This is a genomic window from Synechococcus sp. UW179A (assembly GCF_900473965.1).
In the GTDB taxonomy this organism is placed as follows: Bacteria; Cyanobacteriota; Cyanobacteriia; order PCC-6307; family Cyanobiaceae; genus Synechococcus_C.
In genome coordinates this window covers 147395-164286 of record NZ_UCNJ01000024.1, presented here as the reverse complement: position 1 = coordinate 164286, position 16892 = coordinate 147395, and the positions used below count along the sequence as shown (strand labels likewise).

At 58.9% G+C, this 16892-nt stretch carries 20 protein-coding genes; 6 read left to right on the top strand and 14 right to left on the bottom strand.

The annotated features are described in order from the left end of the window. Positions 1 to 2: 2 nt before the first annotated feature. From DXY31_RS11500 to DXY31_RS11465, 8 genes are read right to left on the bottom strand one after another with little or no spacing between them, the layout of a single operon-like run. Entirely contained in the window at positions 3 to 944 is a 942-nt protein-coding gene (locus tag DXY31_RS11500; RefSeq protein ID WP_114993896.1) for an NAD(+) kinase, read from the bottom strand. 16 nt (positions 945 to 960) lie between these two features. Beyond that, positions 961 to 1293 carry an NADH-quinone oxidoreductase subunit NuoK gene (gene nuoK / locus DXY31_RS11495; RefSeq protein WP_114993895.1) on the bottom strand — a complete coding sequence of 111 codons (333 nt, stop codon included), beginning with the start codon at positions 1291 to 1293 and terminating at the stop codon, positions 961 to 963. Positions 1294 to 1311: 18 nt separating this feature from the next. Continuing rightward, positions 1312 to 1911: an NADH-quinone oxidoreductase subunit J gene (locus tag DXY31_RS11490; protein WP_067096234.1), complete on the bottom strand. Its 600-nt coding sequence runs from the start codon at positions 1909 to 1911 to the stop codon at positions 1312 to 1314. Further along, positions 1908 to 2564, bottom strand: coding sequence for an NAD(P)H-quinone oxidoreductase subunit I (gene ndhI, locus DXY31_RS11485; RefSeq protein ID WP_114993894.1), 657 nt, complete (start codon positions 2562 to 2564; stop codon positions 1908 to 1910). Before ndhI ends, DXY31_RS11490 begins: the two co-directional genes overlap by 4 nt. 56 nt (positions 2565 to 2620) lie before the next feature. Beyond that, entirely contained in the window at positions 2621 to 3775 is a 1155-nt protein-coding gene (gene nuoH, locus DXY31_RS11480) for an NADH-quinone oxidoreductase subunit NuoH (RefSeq protein WP_114993893.1), read from the bottom strand. Between the two features lie 24 nt (positions 3776 to 3799). Further along, entirely contained in the window at positions 3800 to 4990 is a 1191-nt protein-coding gene (locus DXY31_RS11475) for a citrate synthase (protein ID WP_114993940.1), read from the bottom strand. Between the two features lie 27 nt (positions 4991 to 5017). Then, a complete protein-coding gene (locus DXY31_RS11470) occupies positions 5018 to 5518 on the bottom strand; it encodes a histidine phosphatase family protein (RefSeq protein ID WP_114993892.1) in 501 nt (166 codons plus the stop codon). Further along, positions 5496 to 7133, bottom strand: a complete 1638-nt coding sequence (locus tag DXY31_RS11465) for a DUF3352 domain-containing protein (protein WP_114993939.1) — start codon at positions 7131 to 7133, stop codon at positions 5496 to 5498. Before DXY31_RS11465 ends, DXY31_RS11470 begins: the two co-directional genes overlap by 23 nt. A 77-nt stretch (positions 7134 to 7210) precedes the next feature. Here DXY31_RS11465 and DXY31_RS11460 point away from each other — a divergent pair, with 77 nt between their 5' ends. Both DXY31_RS11460 and hrcA read left to right on the top strand, forming a co-directional pair. Continuing rightward, the gene (locus DXY31_RS11460) at positions 7211 to 7561 is read left to right on the top strand and encodes a rhodanese-like domain-containing protein (protein ID WP_114993938.1); all 351 of its coding nucleotides are present in this window, start codon (positions 7211 to 7213) and stop codon (positions 7559 to 7561) included. A gap of 138 nt (positions 7562 to 7699) precedes the next feature. Next, on the top strand, positions 7700 to 8692 hold the full coding sequence (hrcA, locus tag DXY31_RS11455; protein WP_114993937.1) for a heat-inducible transcriptional repressor HrcA: 993 nt from the start codon (positions 7700 to 7702) through the stop codon (positions 8690 to 8692). Between the two features lie 16 nt (positions 8693 to 8708). Here the strand turns inward: hrcA and trpB are convergent, their stop codons facing one another. Then, positions 8709 to 9959: a tryptophan synthase subunit beta gene (trpB, locus tag DXY31_RS11450; RefSeq protein WP_114993891.1), complete on the bottom strand. Its 1251-nt coding sequence runs from the start codon at positions 9957 to 9959 to the stop codon at positions 8709 to 8711. Positions 9960 to 9998: 39 nt separating this feature from the next. Next, on the bottom strand, positions 9999 to 10958 hold the full coding sequence (locus tag DXY31_RS11445) for a class I SAM-dependent methyltransferase (protein ID WP_114993890.1): 960 nt from the start codon (positions 10956 to 10958) through the stop codon (positions 9999 to 10001). 38 nt (positions 10959 to 10996) lie between these two features. On the opposite strand from DXY31_RS11445, the gene DXY31_RS11440 reads away from it, so the two are divergent. Next, complete coding sequence (locus DXY31_RS11440; protein ID WP_114993889.1) at positions 10997 to 11323, top strand: translation initiation factor; 327 nt, start codon at positions 10997 to 10999, stop codon at positions 11321 to 11323. Between the two features lie 66 nt (positions 11324 to 11389). Then, on the top strand, positions 11390 to 12037 hold the full coding sequence (gene cysC / locus DXY31_RS11435; protein ID WP_114993888.1) for an adenylyl-sulfate kinase: 648 nt from the start codon (positions 11390 to 11392) through the stop codon (positions 12035 to 12037). On the opposite strand, the gene DXY31_RS11430 is transcribed toward cysC, so the two are convergent. The 3 genes from DXY31_RS11430 to purE are packed head-to-tail and all read right to left on the bottom strand — an operon-like array spanning position 12018 to position 14294. After that, positions 12018 to 13100 (bottom strand): AI-2E family transporter, encoded by a 1083-nt coding sequence (locus tag DXY31_RS11430; protein ID WP_114993887.1) that lies wholly within the window; start codon positions 13098 to 13100, stop codon positions 12018 to 12020. The two genes, cysC and DXY31_RS11430, sit on opposite strands and share 20 nt — an antisense overlap. 19 nt (positions 13101 to 13119) lie before the next feature. Continuing rightward, a complete protein-coding gene (locus DXY31_RS11425) occupies positions 13120 to 13740 on the bottom strand; it encodes an oxidoreductase (RefSeq protein WP_114993886.1) in 621 nt (206 codons plus the stop codon). Then, positions 13740 to 14294: a 5-(carboxyamino)imidazole ribonucleotide mutase gene (gene purE / locus DXY31_RS11420; RefSeq protein WP_371639386.1), complete on the bottom strand. Its 555-nt coding sequence runs from the start codon at positions 14292 to 14294 to the stop codon at positions 13740 to 13742. The genes DXY31_RS11425 and purE overlap by 1 nt, the downstream gene beginning before the upstream one ends. 66 nt (positions 14295 to 14360) lie before the next feature. On the opposite strand from purE, the gene DXY31_RS11415 reads away from it, so the two are divergent. Together DXY31_RS11415 and bchM are read left to right on the top strand one after the other, a co-directional pair. Further along, the gene (locus DXY31_RS11415) at positions 14361 to 15515 is read left to right on the top strand and encodes an N-acetylglucosamine-6-phosphate deacetylase (RefSeq protein ID WP_114993885.1); all 1155 of its coding nucleotides are present in this window, start codon (positions 14361 to 14363) and stop codon (positions 15513 to 15515) included. Positions 15516 to 15539: 24 nt separating this feature from the next. Beyond that, positions 15540 to 16253, top strand: a complete 714-nt coding sequence (gene bchM, locus DXY31_RS11410) for a magnesium protoporphyrin IX methyltransferase (RefSeq protein ID WP_114993884.1) — start codon at positions 15540 to 15542, stop codon at positions 16251 to 16253. Positions 16254 to 16287: 34 nt separating this feature from the next. On the opposite strand, the gene DXY31_RS11405 is transcribed toward bchM, so the two are convergent. Beyond that, positions 16288 to 16863 (bottom strand): hypothetical protein, encoded by a 576-nt coding sequence (locus DXY31_RS11405; protein WP_137024973.1) that lies wholly within the window; start codon positions 16861 to 16863, stop codon positions 16288 to 16290. Positions 16864 to 16892 lie beyond the last annotated feature (29 nt).

Genomic DNA, 16892 nt, shown 5'->3' with positions numbered 1-16892 from the left:
TGTCAGTTGGGCGAGGGAATGGTGTCCACCAGGCTCCCAGCCCAGTGCAACTTGCGTGAAAGAGTTCGGTAGTAGGAAGGCGACTGCTCTAGCTGAACCATCAGCGCATGGTGAGGAGCCCTTTGAATCACGCAGCATTCACCAGGGCAGAGCACCGGCCCACTGGCGCCATCTTTCCAAAGCTTCACCGGTCGATAGCCGTCTCCAAGGGGCCAGATCACCAATCTCGACCTCGGTGGAAGCACCACCGGACGACTGGACAGACTCATCGGACAGATGGGGCTCACGATGATGGCGTCAATTCCTGGGTGAAGAATGGGTCCTCCTGCTGCCATGGCATAGCCGGTTGAACCGGTTGGTGTCGCCAGGATCAGACCATCACCCCGCACTTGATCGACCACTTCCCCATCAATCTCCAGTTCCAGGGTGCAGGTGGGCGCAAGATCTTCCTGACAGGGACGCAGATACAGATCATTCAGAGCCCAGTGACGCTCAGTGTCATCCTCGGTCTGGCCTCCTTCTCCAGACACAGAACAGTGGAGGTCATCCGCGCGATTCACGACAGCCTCCAGCATCATGCGGCGTTCCATCGCGAAATGATCATCCTGCAGGCGTCGCCACAAACCATCGCGCCGAATCAGCCCTGGTTCATGGGTGAGGAAGCCGAGATGACCGCCAACGTTGAAACAGAGAATTGGCACGTCATATACAGCCAGATGCCTTGCAGCGCCGAGAACTGTGCCATCGCCTCCAAGCACCACCGCTAGATCAGGAAGTTCCGGTTCCGACGCGAGAAGACCTGGAAAGGGATCGGCACTGAGACCGCTCATCGCCACGGAAACAGTCACGCCAAGTGACTCCAGCGTCTTGGCGCAGGCCTTGGCCTCTTTAAGAGCCAGAGGGCTTTCAGCTCTGTAGATCAACCAGACCCGTTGCAGCAGCATGATGAGGGCGCCGGCCCTACCAGCGCAGAAGATTGAAGCGTTCCATGTCCACTGTGACGCGATTGCGATAGAGCGACAAAAGAATGGCCAGACCAACTGCCGCTTCTGCAGCAGCCACGGTGATCACAAACACTGAAAAGATCTGACCACGGATCAACTGGCCATCGACATAGGACGAGAACGCCATCAAATTGATGTTCACACCATTGAGCATCAGCTCAATACTCATCAGCACCCTCACAGCATTACGACTGTTGATCAGCCCCCAGACGCCAGTGCAAAAAAGAACTGCAGCGATTAGCAGATAAGCCTCGAGAGGAACGGAACCGGACAGCAGCTCGGAGAGCATGAGAAGAAGCAGGTGAGGTTAGGAAGGTGGTTGATCAACCAGGAGAGGAGTCCGGGCCTTTTCAATCAGGCCTTGATCGGCAATTTCGCCAGTTCCTGGATCAACGGCCTGAACATCTCGTCGAGCCAGAACAATGGCTCCGATCATCGCCATAAGCAGCAGGACTGAGGCCAACTCAAAAGGAAGCAAATAATCGGTAAAGAGATGCTCACCGATTCGAACCGTGGCGTCTTCTCCGATCGGCTCAGGCCCTTCAGCCCACGGGGTCGTGAGAACAACTCTTGTTAACAAGGCGAAAAGGCCGGCGCAGACCCCACCTGAAAGCAGGCGGCGCAAGGTCAACCCTGGAATCGGAGCAAGGTCTTCCTTTTTGTTGACGAGCATGATCGCGAACAGGATCAGCACGTTCACAGCACCGACGTAAACCAGCACCTGGGCTGCAGCCACGAAACTGGCATTGAGCAGCAAATACAAACCAGCCACCGCTAGGAACACGCCACCAAGCAGGAAGGCGGAATAGACAATATTGCTGAGCAAAACCACTCCGAGGGCTCCCAGCACAACCACAGAGCTGAGCACCAGAAAGCAGATCAGCTGCGTTGATGCTGCGATCGTCATTCGGCACTCTCCTTAGGATCAGTGGTCACTGTGGTCGATTCTCCCGCATCCACTGTTGACACAGCTGCGGCTGACTTCATGGCCGCCAACACCTGTTCGGGTCGCTGACCGGCACGAGGACGATCGGGATCGACAACATGGGGATCCAGCTCTCCAGCAGGAAGGTAAGCAAGTTCGCGCAACGGCAGAACTGATGGGTCTGTGGTCACGCTGGTAGGGAGACGCCCAAGGGCGACGTTGTCGTAATTGAGGCTGTGACGGTCAAATGCCGCCAACTCATACTCCTCCGTCATCGAGAGGCAATTGGTGGGGCAATACTCAACGCAGTTTCCGCAGAAGATGCAGACCCCGAAATCAATCGAGTAATTCCGCAGCTCTTTCTTTTTGGTGGCTTTGTTCATCACCCAATCCACCACGGGAAGATTGATCGGGCAGACACGCACGCAAACTTCGCAGGCAATGCATTTGTCGAACTCGTAATGGATCCGTCCCCGGTACCTCTCAGAAGGGATCAGCTTTTCGTAGGGGTACTGCACCGTCACAGGACGGCGCTTCATGTGGTCGAAGGTGACAGCCAGACCCTGCGTGAGATTGCGCGCGGCGTCCACGGCATCTCTGGTGTAGTCACCAACCTGTTTGAGAAAACCGAACATGGCCTGAGGAAGGGGAGACGGAGAGACCGATGAAACAAGATCCTAGGTAATTAAACCTAACCCCCGAAGGCTACCGGGAAGGCAAGTTTCAGGGCTGCGGTCACAAGCAGGTTGACCAGAGCCAATGGCAACAGGAACTTCCAGCCGAGATCCAGCAGCTGGTCGATCCGCACCCTCGGCGTGGACCATCGCAAAAGGATTGCGATGAAAACAAGCAGATAGGCCTTCATAACGGTCATCACGATGCCTGTTGTGCCCGTGATCACCTGAACCAAAGGTGCGTCGACGGACTGACCCAACCAACCGGCCAGCCATTCCACCGGCAAGGGGAAGCCCCAGCCCCCGAGATAAAGCACTGAAACCAGCAGAGCTGACAGCACAAGATTGATGTAGCTACCGAGGTAAAAGAGAGCGAACTTCATTCCGGCGTATTCGGTCTGGTAGCCGGCAACCAACTCCTCTTCCGCTTCGGGGAGGTCGAAAGGAAGTCGTTCACATTCCGCCAGGGCGCAGATCCAGAAAATCAGAAAGCCAACAGGTTGACGCCAAATATTCCAGCTAAGGATGCCAGCTCCGGTTTGCTGATCGACAATGTCGACAGTGCTGAGAGAATTGCTCATCATCACCACCGCAAGAACGGCGAGAGCGAGAGGAATCTCGTAGCTGATGGACTGTGCAGCTGCCCTGAGACCGCCAATCAGAGAATATTTGTTGTTGGAGGCGTATCCACTCATCAGCAGACCGATCGGCTGAACGCTGCTGAGGGAGATCCAAAGAAAAATGCCCACTCCTACATTGCTGATCAGCAGGTTTTGGCCGAAGGGGACGATTAACCAGGACAGAATCACCGGAACGACAACCAGAATCGGGCCGAGAGTGAACAACAAACTGTCCGCCCTAGCGGGAATGATGTCTTCCTTCACCAGCAACTTAAGGCCATCAGCCAGAGGCTGAAGAACGCCGAGCGCGCCCGCATACTCAGGTCCAATGCGCTGCTGAACTGCTGCCGAGATCTTGCGCTCAAGCCAAACGGTGACCAGAACCCCAACCACTGCCGCTACCAGCACCAAAAGCATGGGTAGTGGAAGCCAGATCAGTCGAGCGGCCTGCTCTGACAGACCGAAGCCTTCAAGAGCCTGACTGAAACTTCGTTCAAGATCAAGGCCTGGACTGACCAGAGCCGGTGCGCTGGTGGCGAGGAAAGTCACCATGAGCAAGGGTGTGATGGATGTAACTTAAGTGGTAATGGTTGGAACACGGGCCTCAAGTGGGGTCCATTGGCGCAGATCACTGCCTGTGTAGATCTGAGATGGTCGGAAGATCCGATTAGCGCCAAGCTGTTCTCGCCAGTGAGCAAGCCAGCCAGCAACTCTTGCAATGGCAAAGACCGGAGTGAACAGATCTCTGGGAATACCCAACTTGCGGTACACAAGTCCGGAATAGAAATCCACATTGGGATAAATCCCTTTAGGGCCGAGACGGGTTTCCGCCGCTGCCTCCAGAGCTCTGGCCACGTCGTACATCTCATCGTGACCGAATCGCTTGAACATCTCTTCCGCAAGAGCCTGAAGAATCACAGCACGAGGATCCTTGACGCGGTATTCACGGTGACCGAATCCCATGATCTTGCGCTTGCTGGCCGTAGCGTCATCGAGATAGCCAGCGGCTAGATCTGGCGTACCGATCTCCTCAAGCATCGCCAGGACGTCTTCGTTGGCTCCGCCATGAAGAGGGCCAGCAAGAGTGCCCACAGCGGAGGCGACAACCGCATAAGGATCGGTGAGTGTGCTGGCGGTGACACGCGCACTGAAGGTACTGGCGTTGAGACTGTGTTCCGCATGCAGGATCAGGCACTGATCAAAGATCCTTGAGGCCATGGGATCCGGCTCACGCTCCATGAGCATGTACAGAAAGTTGGCGGAATAGGCCAGATCATCCCTGGGCTGGATGGGGTCCTGGCCTTTGCGGATCAGCTGAAAGGCGGCGACCATTGTTGGGATCTTGGCGATCAACCGCACGACCGCGTCATAGATGTACTGAGGGTCGTCGATGGCACGACGGGAATAAAACAAACCGAGAGACGCAGCACTGGACTGCAGTGCATCCATCGGATGCCCATCGGATGGGAAGCACTTCATCATGTCCCTGACGCGGAAACTCACGCGTCGGTGCATCTGCACTTCGTCCTCAAAGTCTCGCAACTGCTGAGGAGTCGGCAATTCCCCCCAGATCAGTAAATAAGTAGTTTCTAGAAAGCTGCAGTGGGTGGCCAGCTCGTTGACGGGATAGCCGCGATAGGACAAGCACCCCGCATGACCATCGATGTCACAGATCGACGACTGGGTGGCAGGCACCCCCTCAAGTCCGGGGCGGAAGACCAAACCGGTTCGCTCATGACGGATTTCGGCACCATCGTTTTGACTCACCAACCTCCGCTTCAGCACAAGGGCAACTTAAACGGAGCGAGGAAGCAAAAGACGAGGCCTGAGCAATGCCTGCAGTTCAGCCTGCCCGCGAGGATCGCTTAGGTGAGCCGGCCAGCTGAGATGGCAGCACCCTGCCTTACGCAGGCGCAGGCTTCCTAAGGGTGCTCCGATCAGGGTCGCCGCAAGAGTGCTCAGATCCGGCTCATGGCCGACCAACAAGCAACAGCCGGACAAGCGGAAGACCAAAGGCCACGGGTCACCGCCTGGCTGCAAGGCTGAATCCAGACAGACCGACTGCGCCAGCCCAGCCTGGATCGCCAGCTCAGCGGTCTGCCTGGCTCGACGGTAGGGACTGCTAAACAGCGCCTCTGCTTTCACATCCAGCATCCGCAATTGACGGACCACTTCCAAAGTTCGCCGCACGCCGCGATCAGTCAGAGCGCGATCGGGATGATCACGGCCCGACACACGTTCTGCGGCAATGCCATGGCGCAGGAGAAGAAGATCAACCGAGCTGGAGTCGCGCACGCAGACGCAGGCTGCTCACACGTTCATCCTGCACGGAGGCGGCGTTCTGGTCAGCCCCAGCGGCGATGGACAGGCCTTGAACAGCCGGCAGTAGTGATCGACCTGCCACTCCCTGCACCAACTCCCAGGGTCGCCACTGACCCAGATACAAACGACTAGGGGCCGCAGCGAGGGCCAGTTGCTGAGCCAGCACTGACTGGCTCGAGGACTCGAGCTCCTGTAGCTGCAGCTTTCGCTGAATCAGATCACCACTCTCGCCGCGACGGCGCAAACCATCCAATGTCTCTGCCCACCAGTTCACACCGGTATGGCGTTCCAGAGCGACAGCAAGCTCAGCCTGAAGCGACTCCTCCCCGCGACGACGCTGACGGGCAAGGCGGGTCCAGACCTGAACAGACTGGCCTTCGCTGTCGAGGGTGGAACCTGTCAAACCGAGCTCCTGAAGCCGCCCATCCACCATTTCGGGATCGGGACGATTAGGCCAGGTCCCCAGCACCCAGCCCTGCTGACCCTGCTGCCAGAGCATGGGCCCCTCATCGAGTTCGACGACCGCAGCCGCGGCGCCGGTCGGAGCGGATTCGATCGACTTCCGCAGCAGGGGCGCGATCCACTGGGCCAGGGGCTCGTTGGCATCGGCAGCCAGCAGAGCCGCAGGATTGGTCAGCAGAGCGACTGTCTCTGCATCGCCGCCGGCATCGTTCAGCAACGCATTGCTGTCCGTGGTCTGAGATTCCACAGGAATCCGAGGCTCACGAAAGTGGACCACGGCATCAAGCGCTAGATCAGAGCCCCGCGGTGTTAGTGCTGCCACCAGCACCTGCAGGTCTTCTCGAGCCGTGATCGCTGAGGGGACCCCCAGCCAGCGGTCCATGGCACCAGGGTTGGCAATGAGAACAGCGGCACCGCGACCGAAGCTCTGGAGATCAGATGCGAGGACAGGGTTTCCAAGCTGATGTTGACTGTCTAGCTGAGAGACATCAAGCGCCTGTTCAAGCACGCCTCGCCCTGAGGCCAGCAACAGCAGATCGTCATCAATCAAGGCGGTAGCGATCGGTTGGGGGTCCCTTCCCAGCAGGGCACCACGTCCGCTAATCAGCCCCATACCGCGGTAGCGGGAGATCTGCAGATCAGTGCCTGCCAGGCTTCGGGTCTGCCAGAAGCGCTGCAGAAAGCGCTTGGCACCATCTTCATCGCGGCTCGACAGTGCCAGGACCCAGCCCTCCTTGGGTTGTTCACCGGACTGCTGAGCAGGAGCGTCAAGCACGGCAAAGCTGACCTCGGGCCCAATCCAGCCGGCCAGCTCAGTGCCGAAGTCAAGTCCGGCTAGAGCAAAAGCACCATCTCTGAGCTGACGGGTGCTTTCATTCACGAGTCGACGTTGGCGAACTGGTGCAACGGCCTGGGCATAAGAAGGCACCTGACGGGGGTCGACCAACCAGTGCAGGGTCAGGGCTGCATCAGTGGGCATGAAACGGGCAGCCCGGGGCAACTCAAGTGAGCGGTCCATGATCCGCAGCGGACTCTGACGAGCCATGGCCCACCAGAATCCCAGTGCAAGCGTGAGCAGCACCATGGCCACGGCGACAAGAGCCAGCAGGAACGAGCGCCCTTTCATGAACAGGCGGTGAAGCACATGGTGCTCATCTTCTATCCATCCATGGAGCTATGCCAGCCCGAAGCCAGACTGAAGCCATGAATGGACCGACCCCAAAACCCCTCAAAGCCAGCGAACTGAACGACTGGCTGCGCCAGAACGCCGATTTGACCGTTGTGGATGTGCGGGAGCAACAAGAGTTGGCGATCGCTCCATTTCCGCATCCGGTCAGGCATCTACCCCTCAGTGATGCTGAAAACTGGATAGGGACCATCGATGAGGAGCTGCCGCAGGGTGGCTCGATCGTGGTGCTATGCCATGCCGGTGTACGCAGCTGGAATTTCGGTTGCTGGCTGCTCGAGAATCGACCGTCACTGGACGTTTGGAACCTTGAGGGTGGCATTGACGCCTGGAGCCTCATGGTGGATTCCGAAGTGCCGCGCTACTGATCGCCGCTACTGATCGCCGCGCCACTGCTCGCAGCGCCACTGCTCGCAGCGCCAGTCAGCCGAACAGCGTGCATTCATGACAGGAACCAATCACCATTTCGGGCTCTTCGTAGGATCACATCCCGCAAGGTGCTCCCCGTGAAGCCGCTGCCCCGACGACAGCAGGAGGTTCTTCAAGCCACGGTCCACCATTACGTCGACACCATCGAACCGGTGGGCAGTCGCGCTTTGGTGCAGCGATTCGGAATCAAGGCCAGCTCAGCCACGGTTCGTTCGGCCATGGGAGCACTGGAACAGCGTGGACTCCTAACCCAGCCACACACTTCAGCAGGCCGGGTGCCCAGCCCCCAGGGCTACCGACACTATGTGGACTGCCTACTGCCCGAGCCCGGTGCGGGTGCCCATCACTTAGAGCGGGAATTGACCCAGCTGAGCCTGCGCTGGGCGGCACTGGATGACCTGCTGCTGCAGCTGGCACGCAGGCTGACCGATTTCACAGGTCTGATGAGCCTGATCAGCCCGCCGCAACGATCCCAGAGCCAGCTCAGAACTATTCGCCTGGTCCGCAGTGAAGACCGCCTGCTGGTGATGCTCGTGAGCGATTCCAGCCAGGCCCATCACCTCAATCTGCGGCTGCCCCACGGCAGTGCTAGTCAGGTTGAAGCCCTGGAACGCTGGACCTCCGACCAGCTGTTGCAGGCCGGGAAACTGAACTGGAGCTTTCTTCCACAGCAGCTGCAGCCCTGTGGGAAGGCACTCAAGGATGCTCTGGAGAACGGCAATCCCTTCCACCGCCCGATCGAGCAGGCACCTCTGGTGCATGGAGTGTCGAGACTGGTAGCCGAACCCGAATTCAGTGACAGCGCCAGGGTGAGGCCTCTTCTCGACCTGATGGACAGCGATCCGGCAGCATTTGTTCCTGCGCCTGCCTGGTCAGACGGGCGAGTGTGGATTGGCCAGGAGCATCCGCAGACAGCGCTCAGCCGCTGCTCAGTAATCCATGCCAGTTATCGCAGCGGTGACGGAGGTGTGGGGCAGGTTGCCTTAATCGGGCCGATGCGTATGGCCTACGCAACCGCCCGAGCAGCCGTGAACTCCGTTGCAGTCACCCTGGAGCGCTTGCTCAGCTGAGCCGTGCTCTGAATTTTCAGAGTGCGTCGCCAAGCTGCTCAGCGACCGTGTTCACATCTTTATCACCACGCCCAGAGCAGTTCAGCACCACTTCAGTGCCATCCGCCAGGGTTGGACAAAGGGTCTCAAGCCAGGCGAATGCATGGGCTGTTTCAAGGGCAGGAATGATGCCCTCCAATCGGCTCACAAGTTGCAGCGCCTGGAGCGCTTCCGCATCAGTGACGGCGCCGTACTCGGCCCTACCGATTTCGCGCAGATAACTGTGTTCAGGTCCGACTCCGGGGTAGTCAAGTCCGGCACTGATCGAATGAGCTTCCTGCACCTGACCGTCCTGATCCTGCAGCAACAGGCTCATGGCACCGTGAAGCACTCCGACCCTGCCTTCGGTCATCGTGGCGGCATGGCGGCCTGTGGCGACGCCATCACCAGCAGCCTCAACTCCAATCAGACGCACACCGCTGCACTCCACAAAGGGATGAAACAGCCCCATGGCGTTGGACCCGCCACCAACGCAGGCCATCAGCACGTCTGGCAAACGGCCGAAGGCTTGCTGGCATTGGTCCTTGGCTTCCTCGCCAATCACCGCATGGAAGTCGCGGACCAGCATCGGATAGGGATGGGGACCCGCAACTGATCCGAGGATGTAATGGGTGCTCTCCACATTCGTGACCCAGTCACGAATGGCCTCACTGGTGGCGTCCTTAAGCGTGGCCGTGCCGGCGGTCACAGGCTGAACGCTGGCACCTAGAAGACGCATGCGGAACACATTCAGAGCCTGACGGCGCATGTCTTCAGCACCCATGTACACCACACACTCCAAACCGAAGCGCGCGCAGACCGTGGCCGTCGCAACCCCGTGCTGACCAGCTCCTGTCTCGGCGATGATCCGCTTTTTGCCCATTCGCAAGGCCAGCAGCGCTTGGCCGAGTGCGTTGTTGATTTTGTGAGCACCGGTGTGATTGAGGTCCTCACGTTTCAACCAGATCCTGGGTCCGCCGTCACTGCGGCGGTAATGGGCAGTGAGTCGCTCGGCTTCATAAAGAGGAGTAGCCCTGCCCACGTAGTTGCGCAGCAGGCGGTTGAGCTCCGATGTGAAAGCCTGATCTTTCCAGGCCTCAGCGGCGGCCTTCTCGAGCTCAGCCAGAGCAGGCATCAGAGTCTCAGGCACGTACTGACCACCGAAACGGCCGAAACGACCAGAGGAGGCAGGTCTGGAGCTGACGGCCAGATCCTGAGCGGTGGGCTTGGGTGGCAGGGTGCTGGTCAAGGTGCAGCTGACCGCGCACGCGGCCTTTGAAGCGTTGGCTCAGCGTAAGCAGGCAATCACGCGATGCCGTGGATCACAAGCACTGATTTGAAGATTCCGGAACCCTGCTGCCCGCAGAGCTGCAGCCATATCGAGGCTGAAGTACTGCTCGATATAGGGCTCGGTGCTTTTCAGCAATGTGGCGACCACCGCCGGTAGGCGCTGAAGAACGGAAGAGGCGGGATCCTGGTCAACCATCAACAAAGCACCGCCTGGCCGCAGCAATCGGGCAGCTTCCATCAGAACGGCGTGGGTCGCATCCTGAGGCAGTTCATGGCAAACGAATTGGAGGCTGATCAAGTCAAAGGACGAATCCAGCAGACCTGTGTTCTCAGCCGTTGCATGCAACCAGCCATCGACCAGTCCCTCCCGATCACGCACTCGGGCGACCGCAAGCATTTCGGGAGAAAGATCCAATCCCTGAATCCGCGGTGCGGACTCTTGGCGCTGCTCAGCCCGCTCACGCAACCAGCGTGCGAGATACAACGTGCTCACTCCCACTGAACAGCCAAGATCGAGCACCTGATCAATGGATCCGTTTAGGAGCGGCGCCAAAGCTCGGTGGATCTCATCCCTCAGACGTGCCTGGGCCACTGATGGGGCAAGCGATTCTTCCGGCCAGATGCGCAGAGCCATAGCATCGGTAGCTTGCTCCGCTTCGGCAGCAGCCTGCCAGCAGAGATTGCCCTGTTCATAGGCGTGAAAACGCGCCACGTAGTAGTCCGGCGGCACAAGGCCGGGAGTGATGCTGCTCGACAACAATGGTGCTGCAGCCTGCTGCAGTTCCCGGCGTCGGACTCTCCAGGGAATGCCGTTGCGTTCCGCGGTTCGGATAATCAGCTGTCGTGCCTGGAAGAACAGGGGACGTCTCAGCAGATCGATGCCGATCAGACGTTCGATCCAGCGACCAAGGCCCTGGCTTGAGTCAGCCCATCGAGGCGTAGACGCAGAGTCGGTCATCACGAGAACGGCAGGATGGTGTCGGATGCGCAGAAGCGATGGCGAAAGGTGGGTGGCAGGAATTCAGCAACACAGACAGTCTGCAGCGGCCGAGCGGCCCAGGGAAGCAACCGACCGCGAAAGCCCAGCAGATGGTTCGAGTGCAGCCGACCCGAGGTGGAAAGGGCGGCAAGACAGTGACAGTGATCCGCGGTCTGGAGCTCAACCAAGAAGGCCTCAAAGCACTCCTGAAGAAACTCAAGACACGCATCGGCAGCGGTGGCACCGCAAAAGACGGCCTGATCGAACTTCAAGGCGATCAGGTGGAGATGGCGCTGGAACTGCTCAACAAAGAGGGGTACCGACCCAAGCGAGCTGGGGGCTGAGGCCAATGCAGACTTGGTAGAGATACAAGCTGAGGGACAATGGCGGCCCGAGACCGCCGGATCCCCATGACCGCTTCGTCCAGCTACGGCAAGCTCACCAACCAGGGTGCGTCCACCAACATCGCCTGGCATCAGGCATCGGTTGACCGAGCAGCCCGCGCTGAACAACGGGGACACCGCAGCGCCATCCTCTGGTTCACAGGCCTGAGCGGTGCAGGAAAGAGCACACTCGCCAATGCGGTCAATCAGGCCCTGTTCGAGCGGGGCCTGACCACCTACGTGCTCGACGGCGACAACATTCGCCATGGCCTCTGCAAGGACCTGGGTTTTTCCGATGCCGACCGTGAGGAGAACATCCGCCGCATCGGTGAGGTATCCAAACTCTTTCTGGATTCCGGTGCCATCGTTTTGACGGCATTCGTCTCGCCGTTCCGTGCTGACCGCGACAAGGCACGCAACCTGGTGAACGAAGGTGATTTCATCGAAATCTTCTGTGCCGCTGATCTGAACGTGTGCGAACAGCGCGATACCAAAGGTCTCTATGCGAAGGCACGTGCGGGCGAAATCAAAGAATTCACGGGGATCTCAAGCCCCTATGAAGCACCAGAGACCCCGGAACTCTCTGTCGACACCGGCGCAGCAGACCTCGCCAACTGCGTGGATCAGGTTGTGAACGAGCTGATCTCCAGGCAAATCATTCCGGCCCAGCACTGACGTCACTGACGACCGCGTGGATGCCCTGATTCTCTGCCCAGGCATCCACAAACGTCTTGAGGCAGCTGGCGACAGGCACTGCCAGAAGCAGACCCAACAGATCTCCGAGGCCGTAAAGGTCTCCGGCCTTCGCTCCCAGGGGCAAGGCAATCAGCAGCCAGGCTGGCTGCAGCCCCACGATGCTTCCCATCAGACGCGGCTGAATGACCTGATCGACGATCTGACCCACCACGATCGCGGCCACCAGAGTCTCGAGGCCTGCACTTGGATTCTGAAAAGCGAGTAAGCCGCTCACAGCGACGATGGTCAAAGCGCTGGCATAGGGGATCAGGGTTGTGAAACCGATCAGTACTGCAAACAGCACTCCATAGGGGATCTCAAGAAGGGTGAAGACCACGATCTGACCCAGCGTCAGGATCAGCGCCAGGATCACTTGACCGCCGAAGTAACCACGGAAGGTGCGAACCAGGGTGCTGGTCACCAACCCACGCCATTGATCAGGCAGCCAGCGAGCCAGGCCCTTCGTGATCGAGTCGCTTCCGATCAAGAAGAACACTGCCAAAACAAGCACGATCAACGTGTTGATCGTGGTGCCGAGTGTGGCCCCAAGGATGCTCAGCAAGCTCTGACTGAGCTGACTGGCCACAGTGCTTGCACGGGAGAGCAGATCACTGCTGAGGTCTCCAAACTCAGTAGGCAGTCCACGCATTGATGCCCACTCCTGAAGACGGTTGACCCACTCCTGAGCCGCCAGGAGCAGTCCGGGCAGAGCATTGATCAACTGACCAAGCTGCTCAATCAGCAGCGGCACTAGGGTCAGCGCAGCGAAGACCAGTGCCCCGATCGTGCCGAGAGTGACGAACACGATCGCCACCCAGCGGCGCATCCCTCGACCGGTGAGCCAGCGACAGGGAATATCCAGCAGGAATGCAATCAACGCCGCGGTGAGAAACAGGCCCGGGAACGGAGCCAACGGCAAGAGAAGCTGACGGATCACGAACAGGTTGAGGGTCAGCAACGGCAGCACCAAACCCCAGCGAATCCAGGCTGGCCAGGACGTCATGGATTGCAGGAGGTGCAGATCAAATTGAGCTCAGTTTTGATGTGGCATTGACGTAATGGCACCAAAAAGCAAGCCAGGCAGCAATACCCAGGAATTTTGCTCCCTCCTCAAACAATTGAACGGTTTCATAGGAAGCCGGGAAGATTCCTTGGAAAGCGTCAATCAAGACCGAAGACCCCAGCAAAACCACTGAGAGCAGGAATGTGTCGCCAGCAAACTTCTTCAAAGGTTTACGGAAGCAGAGGAGGAGCAACACTGTGAAGACGCTGTAAGTGACGTAGAGAAACGACTGTCCAAGGTAACGATCATGGACCAGAAACATGTCATCAAGACAGAGCCACAGCGAAAAACCACCCCCGCAAAATGCAAACTGGCGATTCACAAGGGATCCTTTGATTTGACCAGTAGCTGCTGCAAATAATGCAATTGCAGCAGCAGCCATCCAAAGCAGATAGCCAACGCTCGATAAAAATCCCTGGCCCAATGGGGCATCGCAGTCCTGAGCCAGATCACGCAACACCTTCGTAGAGCTGATGCCCTCAGCAGCACTCCAGGTCAACGCAAGCAAATACAACAGCGCTGCTGGAAAAAGCGTTGTCAAAACCGTCGAGCGAATGGTCGACCGAGATTCTGCTGGCATCAATTCATTTGATTGAGATAGTCACGACTGCCCAGATCCTTGAGACGGGCATCCTTCTCAACGACAGTGTCATGCAGCTGTTGGCGATAGGCCTCAAGGCGTTCCGCCAGCTCACCACCCTCGACAGCGAGAATCTGTGCAGCCAGCAAGCCCGCATTCAAACCACCGCCGATCGCCACCGTGGCCACCGGAATACCACCGGGCATCTGCACAATCGAATGCAATGAGTCGACACCGGACAGTGTTTTGCTCCGCACCGGCACCCCGATCACAGGCAAGGTGGTGAGTGCGGCCACCATTCCGGGCAGATGGGCAGCACCGCCCGCTCCTGCCACAATCACAGCCAGCCCACGCTGGCGAGCCTGCTGGGCGAAGCTAACCATCTCCAACGGCGTGCGGTGCGCCGACAGCACCCGCACCTCCACCGCTAGACCTAATTCTTCCAACACCACCACGGCAGGCTGAAGGCTGGGAAGGTCGGAATCACTGCCCATGATGACGGCGACCCTGGGCGCGGCGCCTGGATCAACGGGGGGGGATGGCAACTCGGCCACAGGCAAGAACCGAAAGGACAGCGAGACTGCCATCGTCCCGCACCGGCCTGAGGCCGGCCATACCGCATGCGTCGGATCACCGATGTGCGTCTGCCTCGACGCCCCGGAAGCAACGACCCTGGCGGTCTGTCCTGGCTCACCCTGAATGATCACAACCTGATCACAGCCGCCGGTCCCATGCCGGCCGGTGGAGCGATGGCCGGAGACAGCTGGCATGGGGACAGGCTCAGTCGTCGGGGGATCGATCTGCAAATCAATGGTGGGCTTGGCCTGGCCTTCACGGAACTCACGCAACAGGATCTGCCAAGGCTCTTGCAATTGCTGGAGCTGCTTTGGCGCGATGGCGTCGAGGCAATCGCTCCCACCCTGGTCACCTGTGCGGTGGCCCCTTTACGCCAATCCCTGACCGTGCTCCGGCAGGCCCGTGAGCGGCATCAAGCCGGCCGCTGCCAGTTATTGGGAGCCCACCTTGAGGGGCCGTTCTTAGCGGAAGCCCGGCGGGGTGCACACCCGCTCGAGCACATCGCCGCTCCCAGCGTCTCGGCTCTGAAGGCACGGATCGCCGGGTTTGAAACCGACATCAGCCTGATCACCCTGGCGCCGGAACAACCGGGCGCTCAGGAGTTGATCAGCCAGCTGAAAGAGCTCGGCATTCATGTGGCTCTGGGTCACAGCACAGCAGATGCCGATCAGGCAGCCCTGGCGTTCAGACAGGGCGTCGAGATGATCACGCATGCTTTCAATGCCATGCCAGGACTGCACCACCGCGCTCCGGGACCATTGGGGGAAGCCTGTCGGCGCGGCGACATTGCTCTTGGGCTGATTGCCGACGGAGTGCATGTGCATCCCACCACTGCGGTTCTACTGCAGCGGATGGCGGGCGATCAGCTGGTGCTGGTGAGTGATGCCCTGGCCCCCTACGGACTAGCTGATGGTGAACATCGCTGGGACGAGCGCGTGCTCTTAGTGAAAAACGGCACCTGCCGACTTGAAGACGGCACCTTGGCCGGTGTGACCCTGCCGTTGCTCGAAGGAACGTGCCGTCTGGCCAGCTGGAGCGGTGATGCGGATGGTGCGATCTGGGCCGCCACCATGGCGCCAAGAGACGTGCTCCCAGAGAGTCTTCAAGACCGCTTTCTGATTGGAGAGGTGCTAAGCGAGCTGCTGCGCTGGGAATGGAACGCTTTGGAACGCAAGCTGGCTTGGCGGCAGGCTGCTTAAGATTCCGCGGCTGCGAGTGAATTAATGGCCCCCGAGCAACTGCTGAATGACAAGCAGGCCGAGAAAAAGGAGGTGAAGGGCTATTTCGAGACGACAGGCTTCGATCGCTGGAACCGGATTTACAGCGACAGCAATGACGTCAATAAGGTCCAGCGCAACATCAGAATCGGGCACCAGAAAACCGTTGATGAGGTGCTGGCCTGGATCGAGGCGAGTGGTCAGTTCCACAACGTGAGTTTCTGTGATGCCGGTTGCGGCGTCGGCAGTCTGAGCATCCCCCTAGCGAGCATGGGAGCCGGCTTCATCCATGCCAGCGACATCTCTGAAGCGATGGCCGAGGAAGCGGAGCGCAGGGCGCGCGATGCAGGCCTAGACATGTCCAAGCTCAATTTCGCGGCCAGCGATCTTGAAAGTCTCAGCGGCTCGTTCCACACCGTGTGCTGTCTGGATGTGTTCATTCACTACCCCCAGGAGGCTGCGGAAGAGATGGTGAGGCACCTCTGCTCTCTCACCGAGCAACGTCTGATCGTGAGCTTCGCGCCCTACACGCCGCTCCTGGCTGCTCTGAAGGGCATCGGCCAGTTGTTCCCAGGCCCTAGCAAAACCACCCGCGCCTACACCCTCAAGGAGAAAGGAATTGTGGCTGCCGCGGAAGCAAGCGGTTTCAAACCCGTGCGGCGCAGCCTCAACAAAGCGCCCTTCTACTTCTCGAGGCTGATCGAGTTTCACAAGGCCTAAACAACACCCCGAGCAGGCCACGGTTCAAAGCCCATCAGGACCCGAACTGACTGTGCAGCTTGAGCAGCGCGTAGGGGGGGGTGTCACTAACAAAGTCAGCCGACCCCACATAGCCACTGAAAGCGCCCCCCTGACCTATCAGGGTCGCACCGTGATTGCTGGGGAAGAGATCTCCAAGCGGGAGCTTCATTGATCCTGATTCCTGGCTTGGCGTCCCAAGGGCGCTCAGCTGAAGAGAGCCAAGAGAACGGGTCTGGATGTTGCCGTCCTTGAAGGTCAGGGTTCCCTGAGCATGGGTCAGGAACACGGTTTCGCCATCAAGGACTCGTCGTTCGACTACCTCTTCAAGCCCATAAAACGAACCATTCGGTTTTTCACAGCCCTGCACAGCTCCACTCAGCCGGGCCACAGCCAGTCTGTAGCTGACCGAATCACCCACCGACAGGACTGCATCACGATTGGCATCGATGAAGGTGCCTGATTTCACATTGCAGAACAACACCTTGAGCTGTTTGGTCTGCCGTTGATCGACCCCGGAACCGCCGGTGGAACAGCCCGCCAGCAGGTACAGCAGCGACCCAAAAACGACAGCGAAAACCGGCCTCGGCATGGCATCAACCTCTGAACTGACTCGATGCT

Coding starts and splice junctions, on each gene's coding strand:
- DXY31_RS11500 (WP_114993896.1), bottom strand. CDS start 944: ATGCTGCTGCAACGGGTCTGGTTGATCTACAGAGCTGAAAGCCCTCTG.
- nuoK (WP_114993895.1), bottom strand. CDS start 1,293: ATGCTCTCCGAGCTGCTGTCCGGTTCCGTTCCTCTCGAGGCTTATCTG.
- DXY31_RS11490 (WP_067096234.1), bottom strand. CDS start 1,911: ATGACGATCGCAGCATCAACGCAGCTGATCTGCTTTCTGGTGCTCAGC.
- ndhI (WP_114993894.1), bottom strand. CDS start 2,564: ATGTTCGGTTTTCTCAAACAGGTTGGTGACTACACCAGAGATGCCGTG.
- nuoH (WP_114993893.1), bottom strand. CDS start 3,775: ATGGTGACTTTCCTCGCCACCAGCGCACCGGCTCTGGTCAGTCCAGGC.
- DXY31_RS11465 (WP_114993939.1), bottom strand. CDS start 7,133: ATGAAAGGGCGCTCGTTCCTGCTGGCTCTTGTCGCCGTGGCCATGGTG.
- DXY31_RS11460 (WP_114993938.1), top strand. CDS start 7,211: ATGAATGGACCGACCCCAAAACCCCTCAAAGCCAGCGAACTGAACGAC.
- DXY31_RS11445 (WP_114993890.1), bottom strand. CDS start 10,958: ATGACCGACTCTGCGTCTACGCCTCGATGGGCTGACTCAAGCCAGGGC.
- DXY31_RS11440 (WP_114993889.1), top strand. CDS start 10,997: ATGGCGAAAGGTGGGTGGCAGGAATTCAGCAACACAGACAGTCTGCAG.
- cysC (WP_114993888.1), top strand. CDS start 11,390: ATGACCGCTTCGTCCAGCTACGGCAAGCTCACCAACCAGGGTGCGTCC.
- DXY31_RS11430 (WP_114993887.1), bottom strand. CDS start 13,100: ATGACGTCCTGGCCAGCCTGGATTCGCTGGGGTTTGGTGCTGCCGTTG.
- DXY31_RS11425 (WP_114993886.1), bottom strand. CDS start 13,740: ATGCCAGCAGAATCTCGGTCGACCATTCGCTCGACGGTTTTGACAACG.
- DXY31_RS11415 (WP_114993885.1), top strand. CDS start 14,361: ATGCGTCGGATCACCGATGTGCGTCTGCCTCGACGCCCCGGAAGCAAC.
- bchM (WP_114993884.1), top strand. CDS start 15,540: ATGGCCCCCGAGCAACTGCTGAATGACAAGCAGGCCGAGAAAAAGGAG.
- DXY31_RS11405 (WP_137024973.1), bottom strand. CDS start 16,863: ATGCCGAGGCCGGTTTTCGCTGTCGTTTTTGGGTCGCTGCTGTACCTG.